The organism is Paenibacillus hubeiensis (assembly GCF_032334105.1).
GTDB lineage: Bacteria > Bacillota > Bacilli > Paenibacillales > Paenibacillaceae > Paenibacillus > Paenibacillus hubeiensis.
The window spans coordinates 35535-48742 of the sequence record NZ_JAVYAE020000003.1 but is presented as its reverse complement, the minus strand read 5'-3'; the positions used below and the strand labels follow the sequence as shown (position 1 = coordinate 48742).

12 protein-coding genes are annotated in these 13208 nt (G+C 52.8%); 10 read left to right on the top strand and 2 right to left on the bottom strand.

Going from position 1 to position 13208, the window contains the following annotated elements:
- Positions 1–56: 56 nt before the first annotated feature.
- From RSX24_RS10390 to RSX24_RS10345, 10 genes are all read left to right on the top strand, one after another.
- A complete protein-coding gene (locus tag RSX24_RS10390) occupies positions 57–1847 on the top strand; it encodes an L-fucose isomerase (protein ID WP_343260535.1) in 1791 nt (596 codons plus the stop codon).
- A gap of 50 nt (positions 1848–1897) precedes the next feature.
- Positions 1898–3382 carry a rhamnulokinase gene (locus RSX24_RS10385; protein ID WP_343260534.1) on the top strand — a complete coding sequence of 495 codons (1485 nt, stop codon included), beginning with the start codon at positions 1898–1900 and terminating at the stop codon, positions 3380–3382.
- Between the two features lie 42 nt (positions 3383–3424).
- Positions 3425–4102, top strand: coding sequence for a class II aldolase/adducin family protein (locus tag RSX24_RS10380; protein WP_343260533.1), 678 nt, complete (start codon positions 3425–3427; stop codon positions 4100–4102).
- A 101-nt stretch (positions 4103–4203) separates the two neighbouring features.
- Positions 4204–4551, top strand: coding sequence for a hypothetical protein (locus RSX24_RS10375; protein WP_339272165.1), 348 nt, complete (start codon positions 4204–4206; stop codon positions 4549–4551).
- 218 nt (positions 4552–4769) lie between these two features.
- Positions 4770–5708, top strand: coding sequence for a DNA-binding transcriptional repressor DeoR (gene deoR / locus RSX24_RS10370; RefSeq protein ID WP_236414254.1), 939 nt, complete (start codon positions 4770–4772; stop codon positions 5706–5708).
- Between the two features lie 287 nt (positions 5709–5995).
- A complete protein-coding gene (deoC, locus tag RSX24_RS10365; RefSeq protein ID WP_343260879.1) occupies positions 5996–6646 on the top strand; it encodes a deoxyribose-phosphate aldolase in 651 nt (216 codons plus the stop codon).
- Between the two features lie 239 nt (positions 6647–6885).
- Positions 6886–8076, top strand: a complete 1191-nt coding sequence (locus tag RSX24_RS10360; protein ID WP_236414255.1) for a NupC/NupG family nucleoside CNT transporter — start codon at positions 6886–6888, stop codon at positions 8074–8076.
- Between the two features lie 30 nt (positions 8077–8106).
- Positions 8107–9285 carry a phosphopentomutase gene (gene deoB / locus RSX24_RS10355; RefSeq protein ID WP_343260532.1) on the top strand — a complete coding sequence of 393 codons (1179 nt, stop codon included), beginning with the start codon at positions 8107–8109 and terminating at the stop codon, positions 9283–9285.
- 121 nt (positions 9286–9406) lie between these two features.
- Positions 9407–10114, top strand: a complete 708-nt coding sequence (gene deoD, locus RSX24_RS10350; RefSeq protein ID WP_236414257.1) for a purine-nucleoside phosphorylase — start codon at positions 9407–9409, stop codon at positions 10112–10114.
- A 46-nt stretch (positions 10115–10160) separates the two neighbouring features.
- A complete protein-coding gene (locus RSX24_RS10345; RefSeq protein WP_236414258.1) occupies positions 10161–11462 on the top strand; it encodes a pyrimidine-nucleoside phosphorylase in 1302 nt (433 codons plus the stop codon).
- Between the two features lie 80 nt (positions 11463–11542).
- On the opposite strand, the gene RSX24_RS10340 is transcribed toward RSX24_RS10345, so the two are convergent.
- Both RSX24_RS10340 and RSX24_RS10335 read right to left on the bottom strand, forming a co-directional pair.
- Positions 11543–11872 (bottom strand): hypothetical protein, encoded by a 330-nt coding sequence (locus tag RSX24_RS10340; RefSeq protein ID WP_339272168.1) that lies wholly within the window; start codon positions 11870–11872, stop codon positions 11543–11545.
- 235 nt (positions 11873–12107) lie between these two features.
- Positions 12108–13124 (bottom strand): TIGR03943 family putative permease subunit, encoded by a 1017-nt coding sequence (locus tag RSX24_RS10335; protein ID WP_343260531.1) that lies wholly within the window; start codon positions 13122–13124, stop codon positions 12108–12110.
- Positions 13125–13208 lie beyond the last annotated feature (84 nt).

Genomic DNA, 13208 nt, shown 5'->3' with positions numbered 1-13208 from the left:
GCATCGTAACGTGATTCGCGAAATTCCATGGACCCATTAAAGGAGGACGCTTAACGATGACACATCAGGATTACCGTTATAAGCAGGCTTTTCCCAAGATTGGCATTCGTCCCACGATTGACGGAAGACGCAAGGGAGTTCGCGAATCGCTGGAGGAGCAAACGATGCGCATGGCCACCAGCGTGGCCGAATTGATCTCGGCTGAACTTCGATACCCTGACGGCTCGCCGGTAGAATGCATCATTGCCGAATCCTGCATTGGCGGTGCCGCCGAGGCTGCGGCTGCGGGTGAACTGTTCAACCGCTCCAACGTAGGCGTTACGATTACGGTCACCCCTTGCTGGTGTTACGGCACGGAAACGATGGATATGTCCCCTTCGACGCCGACGGCGATTTGGGGATTCAACGGCACGGAGCGGCCGGGTGCGGTATATTTGGCGGCTGTACTTTCGGCTCATGCCCAGAAAGGGATTCCGGCGTTCGGCATTTACGGTGAACATGTTCAGGATGGGGGAGACTCTTCGATTCCGGACGATGTGCGGGAGAAGCTGCTGCGTTTCAGCCGCGCAGCGCTCGCAGTAGCCACGATGAAAGGCCGGGCTTATCTGTCGATCGGTTCGGTTTCCATGGGGATTGCCGGCTCCATCGTGAACGATGCGTTCTTTCAGGAATATCTCGGCATGCGGAACGAATATGTGGACATGAGCGAACTGACGCGCCGCATCGAGGAAGAAATCTACGATCCCGAGGAATACAAGCTGGCGCTCGCTTGGGTGAAAGAGAACTGCATTGAAGGCCCGGATAACAATCCACCGCATTTACAGACGGATCGCAAGCGGAAGGATTACGAATGGGAAACGGTCGTGAAAATGACGCAAATCGTGCGGGATTTGATGGCCGGAAATCCAAGGCTTGCCGAGCTCGGTTATGCCGAAGAATCGATGGGTCACCATGCGATCGTATCCGGTTTTCAAGGACAACGCCAGTGGACGGATCATGCGCCGAACGGGGATTTCCTCGAATCGATGCTGAATTCCTCCTTCGACTGGAACGGAAGACGTGCGCCTTATCTTGTCGCTACGGAAAACGACAGCTTGAACGGCGTATCCATGCTGTTCGGTTCCTTGCTGACACATACCGCGCAGATTTTTGCCGATGTGCGTACGTATTGGAGCCCGGACTCCGTCAAACGGGTAACAGGACATCAGCTGGAAGGTCTTGCGCAGGACGGTATCCTTCATCTGATCAACTCCGGTTCGGCGGCGCTGGACGGCACGGGCGAACAGACCCGGGACGGTAAGCCGGCGCTGAAGCCGTTTTGGGAAATAACGGATGAAGAAGCCAAGGCGTGCCTGGGGGCCACATCCTGGAGACCGGCATCGGTGGAATATTTCAGGGGCGGCGGTTTCTCGGCGGATTTCCTTACGCGGGGCGGCATGCCTGTCACGATGACCCGGCTCAATCTGGTCAAGGGACTTGGCCCGGTGCTTCAAATTGCCCAAGGATATACGGTGGATCTGCCGGAGGACGTGCACGATGCGCTCGATCAACGCACGGACCCGACTTGGCCATCGACCTGGTTTGCCCCGATCCTGACCGGTTCGGGAGCCTTTACCTCCGTGTACGAAGTCATGAACCAATGGGGAGCGAATCATGGCTCCATCTCATATGGCCATATCGGCGCAGACCTGCTGACGCTGGCTTCCATGCTGCGCATACCGGTCAGCATGCATAACGTGCCTGCTGAAGACATTTTCCGGCCGCGAGCATGGGGACTGTTCGGCACGAGCGAACCGGAAAATGCCGATTACCGTGCATGCAGCACCTTTGGCCCATTGTACCGCTAGGATTGCTTACAGACATTGTCGATCATCGGTTCTAAAAGGAGGAATAGCGGATGGGAAAGCAGGCAATCCGCGTGCTTGCCGCAGATTTCGGGGCCGGAAGCGGCCGGGTGGTTCGGGGCAGCTATGACGGCGCAAAGCTTGAGTTGCAAGAGGTGCACAGGTTCGCCAACGATCCCGTGCAGCTCGGCGCAGACCTGTATTGGGATTTCCTGCGGCTCTATCATGAACTCAAGGAAGGCATCGCGAAAGGGGCACGGTCCGTGTCCGGGATCCGTTCCATGGCGGTAGATACATGGGGCGTTGATTTCGGCCTGGTGGACGGAACCGGGAGGCTGCTTCGAAATCCGCGCCATTATCGCGATGCAAGCAACAAAGCGTGGATGCAGGAGGCCGTGCGCCTCGTCAGCGAACGGGAACTGTACCTGATGTCCGGCGTATTGCCCCAGCAGATCAACAGCGTGTTCCAATTGTTCGGACGTGCGCGGGAGCATGCCGGACATCTGGGTTCGGATACGCGGATGATGTTCATGCCGGATCTGTTCCACTATTATCTCTCTGGCGTGCAATCTTGCGAATATACGATCGCAAGCACCAGCGGGTTGCTTCAGGCTGGGCGATCGCAATGGAACGAACCGCTCTTACACCGGTTGGGGCTGCCGGAAACGTTGTTCCCCGAGGTCGTTCCTTCTGGAACGATCCTAGGTGGACTGTCCGGCGACCTGCGCAAAGAATTGCAGACTGGCCCCATTCAGGTTGTGGCTGCGGGTTCGCATGATACCGCCTCCGCCGTTGCGGCCATTCCAGCCACAGGTTCGGACCATGCGTTTATCAGCTGTGGAACATGGTCGCTTATGGGCATGGAAATGGATAAGCCGGTATTGAATGATACGGCCCGCGACCTGGGGTTTACCAATGAAGGTACGGTAGACGGCAGGATTCGCCTGCTCAAAAACCGATCCGGCCTGTGGCTTCTACAGGAATGCAAGCGACAGTGGGAGCGGGAGGGGCGATCGTTCTCGCACGAGGAACTGGTCCAGCTCGCCGCCACGTCCACACCGCACCTGTGTTACGTCTCCTTGGCTGACGAAGCGTTCATGGCACCGGGCAACATGCCAGAGCGGATTCGCAAGCAGTGCGAGGCCAACAGGCAAACGGTGCCCGCGACGGTTGGAGCCGTCGTGCGCTGTATCATCGAAAGCCTTGCCCTGGAGTTCAGGCAGACGCTGGAAGAACTTGAACGGGTTACGGGGGTTGAGCCGCGCGTGATTCATATGGTGGGGGGCGGGGTGCATAACCGGCTGCTGTGTCAGTTGACCGCAAATGCTGCCGGCATTCCGGTCATCGCTGGCCCAGCCGAGGCTACCTCGGCCGGCAACTGCATGGTCCAGTTGATGGCCCAGGGCGAATTTGCCCATCTCGGCGAGATCCGGGAGGTCATGAAGGTTTCTTTTTCACCACAGACGTATGAACCCCAGGAAATGGCGCAATGGCAGGAAGCATACGGCACGTATCAGCGATTGAACATGCAGACGTAAATAGAATGATCTAAACCTTGGATATAAAGGAGTGGAGAGGACATGTTGGAACAGACGGAACAGCAGGTGCGGGAGGAACTGACGAAGTATGCCAGAAAAGCGGTCGCGCAAGGACTGGTGGTAGGACCCGGCGGAAACATCAGCGCACGCGCGGGCGACACGATGCTGCTTTCCCCGAGCGGTTATGCGCTGGAAGAACTGGAACCGGATGAGTGGGTTGCCGTGGATATTTTCACGGGGGAGACGCGGCCAGGCTCTCCCCGCCCTTCATCCGAAGTGCTGATGCACTTGTTCGCGTATCGCGTTAATGCGGGCATTCAAGCGATCGTACACACGCATCCGGCCTACACCATTGCGCTCAGCCTGGTATACGACGAACTGCCGCACCTCTTTCCCGATCAATCCGCACTCGTGGGGGACATCGGTATGGTCCCTTATGTACTGCCAACCACCAAACGCCTTGCCGATACCGTCTCCGCGAAAGTGGGACCAGGGCAGCATAGCGCCTTGATCCTGGCGAACCATGGTCTGGTGACGATCGGCAAAAATCTGCGGGAAGCCTATTATCGTACACAAGTCGTTGAGGAAAGCGCCAAGGTGTACATGATCGCCCAGTCGGTCGGAGAACCCAGAGCGCTTACGGCTGAACAATATAAAGAGATCCAGTCTCTGGAAACGGAGGCGTACCGCGTCCAGCTGCTGCAGCAGCTTAAATCCTGATTCGTGAAAATAAATGAATTTCTTTTTTCGACAACTATTGCATATCCGCTATTTCCGAGTATAATACTTGGTAAACAAACCGTAGGGGGATGCAATAAACGATGAAAACATACGATGAATTGAACTCGCTGCTTGTCGACGATTATCTGGATCTCCTGAACATGGCTGACCGGCTCGGGGATGATGAATGGAAGCAATCCATTTTGGATGCACTCCGCGAAGAGGTAGAGGCAAACCGCCATCGGGATTCGCATGAGGTCAGACACGACCTCTGGGTACAGTTTGAACATATTAATGAACAAATGCATGCTTTGCTGCTGCAGTTGAAGGATACGGACGAACCGGACGAAAAAGAAAAAATCATCGAGGAATTGTGGGGGCTTAAAGTCGACCGCAATGCCATTTCACGCAAGTTGGAAACGATCACCCGATCCGGTGCCGGCAGATAATACAACAGCTTTCGCTCTAAATATATATAATCATATAGATATATACCGCCAAGCTTGTCTATCCTAGCGCTATGCTAGGAGAGGCAGGCTTTTTGTGCGGGAATAGTGACCCTTGCAGCGATTCATGTATAATGAACAGGACGCGTTTTCCAAGGCTTGTGGTGGGACAACGTTAAGTCAGGCATAATTGGGCTTATAGTGAAGCGAGGCGAGCAGGGATGGATTTGGAAAAGCAAAGACTGAGCATTGAAGCAGCCAAATTGTACTATCAATCGGATTACAGCCAGCAGGATATCGCCGAGAGGCTCGGCGTGTCGCGCCCTACGGTATCCCGTTTGTTACAGTACGCCAAGGATCGCGGGTATGTACGCATCGAAATTATGGACCCGCTGGAGGACATCGACATCATTGCCGACGAGTTGAAGGCCAAATATGGGCTTGAAACGGCGCTGGTCTGTTTTGCTCCGATCAAAAGCGATGAAGAGATCCGGAAACACATCAGCAAACGTGCGGCCGATTATATGCATGAGATCGTGCAGGATACCGATATCATCGGCGTGACCTGGGGAACGACGATGCATGACGTGGCACGCCAGCTGCGCCCAAAACAAGTCAAGGGCGTTGAAGTCGTTCAGCTGAAGGGCGGAGTCAGCCATTCACACGTGAATACTCATGCGGCAGAGATTGCGCATTTGTTCGCCGAAGCCTTTCATACCGTTCCGCGGTATTTGCCGTTGCCGGTCATTTTCGACAATATTGAAGTGAAGAAAATGGTCGAAGCCGACAGGCATATCGGAAGGATCGTGGAACTCGGGAGACAGGCCAACATCGCGGTCTTCACCGTGGGAACGGTGAAAGAAGATGCGCTTCTGTTCAAATTGGGCTATTTCAACGAAACGGAGCAGCGGCTTCTGATGGAAAACGGCGTGGGAGACATCTGTTCCCGCTTCTTTGACGCGGAAGGCCGATTGATCAGCGATGAGATCAACAGCAGAACCGTGGGGATCGATTTGGGCGAGCTGCGCAAAAAAGACAAATCGATTCTCGTTGCCGGTGGGCAGCGTAAGATCGAAGCCATCCATGCGGCATTGAGAGGACATTATGCGAACACCCTGGTTACGGACCAGTACACGGCGCAAGCACTGCTGCGAATGTAAAGCCGCCGCCGAATCGCGGCAGATCCTTCAGCCGCCGTTGGAATAATGCTTGCCGGTGGCAAACCGGTTAATATAGAAAGCGGTGACAACATCTGCCAAAGACAATCGGTGGATGTTTTGTTTTTTTAGGCAAAAGATAAGTCGTATGGCAACCCAAGTTATCTTAACAGGTTGAACGAAAGTTCAAATTGATTTTTACATATGTTCATGGTAGTGTAACAGTATGGAATTCATCAGTTCAGAAAACTAAGGGAGAGATTCGATTGAATACATCACAACTCGCAAAAATGATTGATCATACCTTGCTGCGCGCCGATGCTACGCAAAGTGAAATCCATAAACTGACGGAAGAAGCGAAACAATATCAATTTGCTTCCGTTTGCGTCAATCCGGGCTGGGTTGCTTACGCCACCGAACAGCTTCAAGGCACTGGCGTCGATATTTGCACGGTCATCGGTTTCCCTCTGGGTGCGTCCACATCCGAAACGAAAGCATTCGAAACCAAAGATGCCATTGCCAAAGGTGCTACCGAGGTGGATATGGTCATTAACATCAGCGCTTTGAAGGACGGCAAGGACGATTACGTGGAGCAGGACATCCGTGCGGTCGTGGAAGCTGCAGCAGGCAAAGCGTTGGTGAAAGTCATCATCGAAACCTGTCTGCTTACCGATGACGAGAAGGTTCGTGTTTGCGAAGCGGCAGTTAGAGCAGGTGCTGATTTCGTTAAAACGTCCACAGGATTCTCCACGGGTGGAGCCACTCCGGAAGACATCGCGCTGATGCGCCGTACGGTGGGCCCGAATGTAGGCGTTAAAGCATCCGGCGGCGTGCGCAGCCTCGAAGACATGCAAAAAATGATCGAAGCAGGCGCAACGCGCATCGGAGCCAGCTCCGGCGTGAAAATCATGCAAGGCGGACAATCAACATCTTCTTATTAAGGCGAAGCTATATAAACCGCACGAATTAATCACACTAGGGCACTAGCATACAGGCCTCGTTCCATTAGCCATGCAGTAGATTCCGCTCTTTTCCATAAGAGAACAACTCAACGCTGGCTATTTGGATTCCGGCTCTATTGTAAGCGCTTCACCTTGTTTCTGAAAGGTTAATTCATGGCAAAGCAACCTTTGATCCGAAGACTTGCATCAGGCCCAACCAACTTCAAAGGAGTGAAGACATGAAATTTCTGATCGCGATTGTCGGTTTGCTGGTGGTGTTTGGACTGGCTTATCTCGCCAGCAACGGCCGAAAGAACATTCGTTACCGTCCCCTTGCCGTCATGATCGTTCTGCAGCTAATACTTGCTTATTTGCTGCTCAATACTGAGATCGGCACATTTTTGATCGGCGGTTTTGCGTCTGTTTTTAAAAACTTGCTCGATTACGCGAACGAAGGGATCTCGTTTGTGTTCGGCGGATTGACGACCGTCGGCGCGGAGAGCGGAGGCGTTCCGTTCTTCTTGAGCGTGCTAATGCCGATCGTTTTTATCTCGGCGCTGATCGGCATATTGCAGTATATCCGAATCTTGCCTTTTGTTATAAAATATATTGGTCTGGTATTAAGCAAAATCAACGGAATGGGCAAACTGGAATCGTATAACGCGGTTGCTTCAGCCATACTGGGGCAATCGGAAGTGTTCATTTCGGTCAAAAAGCAAATCGGCCTGTTGCCAAAGCATCGACTGTATACCCTGTGCGCCTCGGCCATGTCAACGGTATCCATGTCGATCGTCGGGGCCTATATGTCCATGATTGACCCGAAATATGTGGTTACGGCACTGGTGCTGAACCTGTTTGGCGGTTTTATCATCGCGTCCATCGTCAACCCTTACCGGGTTACCGAGGAAGAAGATATATTGGAAGTGCAGGAAGAGGGGAAACAATCGTTCTTTGAAATGCTGGGCGAATACATCATGGATGGTTTCAAGGTCGCCATCACGGTAGCGGCGATGCTTATTGGCTTCGTGGCTTTGATTGCGCTTGTGAATGGCATTTTTAGCGCCGTGCTCGGCATTTCATTCCAGCAACTGCTCGGTTATGTGTTTGCCCCGCTTGCGTTTGTGATGGGTATTCCCTGGGGAGAAGCGGTGCAGGCAGGAAGCATCATGGCGACAAAGCTGGTCTCGAACGAATTTGTGGCCATGCTGAGTCTGACCCAGCAAACGGCGCTGTCTGCCAGAACGACAGGCATCGTATCCGTCTTTCTGGTGTCGTTCGCCAATTTCTCCTCCATCGGCATTATCGCCGGTGCGGTGAAGGGCCTTCATGAAAAACAGAGCAACGTGGTGGCCCGCTTCGGTCTGAAGCTGCTTTACGGTGCATCGCTGGTCAGCGTGCTGTCCGCGGTCATCGCCGGACTGTTTTTGTAAGCCGGATCATTTGGAAGGAGTGCTTCAACTATGTCAACATTCAAAAGAATACACCTGATCGTCATGGATTCCGTCGGAATCGGCGAGGCGCCGGACGCAGCGGATTTCGACGATTATGACGTCGATACGTTCGGCCACATCGCGCGTGAGCGCGGCGGGCTGAACATGCCTCATATGGCCAGCCTGGGGTTGTCCAACATCAAGGAAATCGAAGGCGTGGCGGTAGCGGATGCGCCGAAGGCGTTTTACACCAAAATGCAGGAAGCGTCCAAAGGAAAAGATACGATGACGGGTCACTGGGAGCTGATGGGGCTGTACATCGATACGCCGTTTCGCGTATTCCCCGACGGCTTCCCGGATGAGCTGATCCGGCGCATCGAAGAAAAAACGGGCCGCAAAGTCATCGGCAACAAGCCGGCGAGCGGTACGGAAATCATTGACGAGCTGGGCGAAGAGCATGTAAAGACCGGTGCGTTGATCATTTATACCTCCGCAGATTCGGTGCTGCAGATCGCTGCGCATGAAGACGTCGTTCCGCTGAAGGAATTGTACGAAATTTGCGAGTTCTGCCGCGAAATCACGCTGGATGACCCGTACATGCTCGGCCGCATCATCGCACGTCCGTTCGTGGGTGAACCAGGCAGCTTCAAACGTACGGCGAACCGCCATGACTACGCGTTGAAACCGTTCGGCCGCACCGTGATGAACGAGCTGAAGGACGGCGGTTTCGATGTCATTGCGCTTGGCAAAATTTCCGATATCTATGACGGCGAAGGGGTGACCAAGGCGATTCGTACCGTTTCCAACATGGACGGCATGGACAAGCTTTCCGAAACGATGGACGAAGCGTTCACTGGCCTTAGCTTCGTGAACCTGGTGGATTTCGACGCGTTATATGGCCATCGCCGCGATCCGCAAGGCTATGCGCAAGCGCTGGAAGACTACGATTCACGCCTGCCGGAAATTATGGGTAAAATGACGGAAGAAGATTTGCTGATCATCACAGCAGACCACGGTAACGATCCAACCTATCGCGGAACGGATCACACGCGCGAGTATGTGCCGCTGCTGGTATACTCCCCTCGCTTTGCAGGAGGCAAACGGCTGGAGCAGCGACGTACGTTTGCCGACGTAGGAGCAACCGTGGCCGACAATTTCGGCGTAAAACTGCCGGAACATGGCACAAGTTTCCTGAGCGAACTTAAATAATCGGGAGGAGCAATGAGCCGGGGCAGTCCTGCTGCTTCGGCTTAGCTTCGCCCATGGTCGATGAAAGTCGACACACCTGATAAACGAACACAATTCATTGGTTAATGGAGGAGAACATACGATGAGTACACATATTGGAGCAAAACCGGGAGATATTGCGGAAACGATTCTGTTGCCGGGAGATCCTTTGCGCGCAAAATACATTGCGGATACGTACCTTGAAGACGTGGTGTGTTATAACGAGGTGCGCGGCATGCTTGGTTTCACGGGTACATATCAAGGAAAACGGATTTCGGTGCAAGGTTCGGGCATGGGCATTCCTTCCTTCGCGATCTATGCGAACGAGTTGATCCGCGATTATGGCGTTAAAAACCTGATTCGCGTGGGCACTTGCGGAGGCATGCAGGAGCACGTTCGCGTTCGCGATGTCATTTTGGCCCAAGCGGCTTGTACGGATTCCAGCATGAACAAGCTGGTGTTCGGCGGATACGACTTTTCTCCAATCGCGACGTTCTCTCTGCTTAAGGCCGCATATGACCGCGCTACCGAAAAAGGCATGAACATTCATGTCGGCAACGTGTTCAGCTCCGATTCCTTCTATCGCGACGACCGTTCCGTGACAGAAAAGCTGATGCAGCACGGCGTATTGGGCGTGGAAATGGAAACGACAGCACTGTATACGATTGCAGCGAAGTTCGGTGTAAACGCGCTGACGATCCTTACCGTAAGCGACCACTTGTTGACAGGCGAAGAAACGTCGGCCGAAGAACGCCAAAAAACGTTCAACGACATGATGGTTGTCGCCCTGGATACAGCCATTACGCTGTAAGTATGACACCAATTCACAATATAAACCTCAAAGGAGAGATCAGGCCATGAGAATGGTAGACATTATAGCCAAGAAACGCGACGGGAAAGAGCTGACGACGGCCGAGATCGATTTTGTCGTTCAAGGATATACCCAAGGCGAAATTCCGGATTATCAAGTCAGTGCATGGGCGATGGCCGTGTATTTCAATGACATGACGGACAAAGAGCGTGCTGACCTTACCATGTCCATGGTGAATTCCGGCGAAACGATCGACCTTTCCGCCATTGAAGGCATCAAGGTAGACAAGCACTCCACCGGCGGCGTAGGCGATACAACGACATTGGTGCTGGCACCGCTTGTAGCGGCATTGGACGTGCCTGTAGCCAAAATGTCCGGACGCGGCCTGGGCCACACCGGCGGTACTACGGACAAGCTGGAATCCGTTGCCGGTTTCCACGTCGAGCTGGAAAAAGAAGAGTTCATCCGGCTCGTGAACGAAAACAAAGTTGCGGTCATCGGACAAAGCGGCAACCTTACGCCTGCGGACAAAAAGCTGTACGCATTGCGCGACGTGACGGCAACGGTCAACTCCATTCCATTGATCGCCAGCTCGATCATGAGCAAAAAAATCGCCGCCGGCGCTGACGCGATCGTGCTGGACGTCAAGACGGGCGCGGGCGCGTTCATGAAAACCGCAGAGGACGCCAAAGAGCTTGCGCACGCGATGGTCAGCATCGGCAACAATGTCGGCCGCAAAACGATGGCGGTCATCTCCGACATGTCCCAACCGCTTGGATTCGCGATCGGGAATGCGCTTGAAGTGAAAGAAGCCATTCTGACGCTGCAAGGCAAAGGGCCGAAAGACCTTGAGGAACTGTGCCTTGCACTCGGGCGGCAAATGGTGTTCCTTGCAGGCAAAGCAGATTCGCTGGAAGACGCGGAGGAAAAACTGAAAGAAGTCATCCGCAACGGCAAAGCGTTGGAGAAGTTCAAGCAGTTCCTCGCCAATCAGGGCGGCGACGCTTCGGTCGTGGATCATCCGGAACGTCTGCCTCAGGCTCAATATCTCATTGAAGTGCCTGCGGATAAAGATGGATACGTAGCGGAAATTATCGCTGACGAGATTGGTACGGCGGCCATGCTGCTTGGTGCCGGACGCGCAACGAAAGAATCCGAGATTGATCTGGCCGTTGGCCTGATGTTGAACAAAAAAGTGGGGGATGCCGTCAAAGCGGGCGAATCCCTTGTTACGATCCATGCCAATCGCGAGGATGTCGCAAGCGTGATCGAGAAAATCAAGGAAAACATTACGATTGCCGATCATGCGGAAGCTCCGGTATTGGTACATGGTATAGTAACCGAATAAAAGGACGAAATACATTACGAAAAACCGCAGGCATGGTGGAAACCCATGCTTGCGGTTTTTTCTTTAGGCTCTGTTTTATTCTAATGTTTAACTGAATACCCAGATGGAATCTCTCCATCCGAGTAGTAACGGATGGTTTTACCCTGCTTTTCAGCATACTCAATTTCTTTTCGCGTGCTGTTGCCAATGTAACCATCGACATTAATAACGAATATTTCGTCCGAAATATCAATCTTTCTCAAATGAATGTTTCCCAGTAATTCAGCTTGTTCTTGTGTGATTTTAAAACCTTCGCTTTGTTCAAAGAAGGCTAAGCCAATAACTACATTTCCTTGAAGAGTAAGATATGCATTTGCTTGTTCAAATTGATTCTTGAATTTTGTAGAACCGCATAAAGTGATAACCTTCATGATTACATCCTTTCTCAGTTATCATAGGAGACAAGAGGTGACATGCATGTTTTTATTATTCGACGTTGTGTTTTCATATTCCTTGCTGTCTACGTAGCGAAACTAAGCCGGATTATGTTTCTAAATACTTAGTTGTACATCGTTAAAGTGGTCCATCCTGCGTTTCAAGCGGCTGTGTTCGTAAACATCAAATATCAACACTAAGGATTAAACATAGCTTTCTTTTATATGCTTTTTATTGCCCCGTATCGCTATTCTGAAGTTGGTCATAGGCTTCCACCGAATCTGCGTTGGTGTAGATGTAAGGCGTCGACGGTTCAGCCACAGGAATGACTTTGTCAGCACGAATTTCCAGCCGATCTTTGCCGTCCACCTGCACGGAACCGATGCTGCCGTCGATTTGAACCCAGCTGTCGGTGGGGAAGGCCGCAGCGTCGGGCACATGGATCATAATGCCGAAGGGAGCGGCGTCCGCCGGGCAGCACATGACCAGGAAACGACCAAGGGCAAAGTGGGAATCCTGATTCATGTCTTCATCCCGGTATACGAAGCCCGTTAACGAGATGGATTTGCCTGCAAATTGACGTTGAAACATGTCGATGGCACCAAGCGTTTCCGAGAAAATCGCCGGATGGACCTGAATGACCTGTTCGCGGTACAGCTTTTGGGCGAGATCGGCGAACTCCTGGCTGTATTCGTCAGGCGGTATGAATTGCACTTGCCCCGCGGCAGCTGCATTGGAAGCTTTGGACGCATCCATTCTGGATGGGAGCCCGTTAATATCCTGCACCTTCATGGCGTTTGCTTCCGGCAAAGGCTCTTTGCGTCGGATTTCGGGAGGTGCGTAAGAAAGCGCCATGCCCTTCTGACTAGCCATCGCGCTGCCCAATGCAAGATCAGGCAACAAAAAGCCGAGCAGTAAAGGAAAACAAACCAATCCGTAGGTAAGGGAGGTACGAATCCATCCCGAAGGCGGTGGATGCTCGCAATCGCAATGCACATGCTTATGACCGAAAACGCCTTGCCAACCCATGATTGCCGAGATGAACAAGAGCGGCACCGGACAGCACAAGAGCAGCGGGTGCAGCGAGGGAGCCAAATAATAGTGCAGCGAATCGGTTTCGTTGAGCCGAATAATGTATATGGCCAGCGCACCGAGCCAAACGGAACGAAACAGGCTGTGCCATTGCACGCGAACTGAACGGGAAAAGTTAGTACGCATTTTTGGGGATGATCGTAACACGGCAGCCATGGCATCGACTCCTTTCTTTTCTTCTGCGGTTCGTGTATCTTCAGCTGCGAGCAGGCAAGATGCTCGGAATCTTCCGCAGCCTTA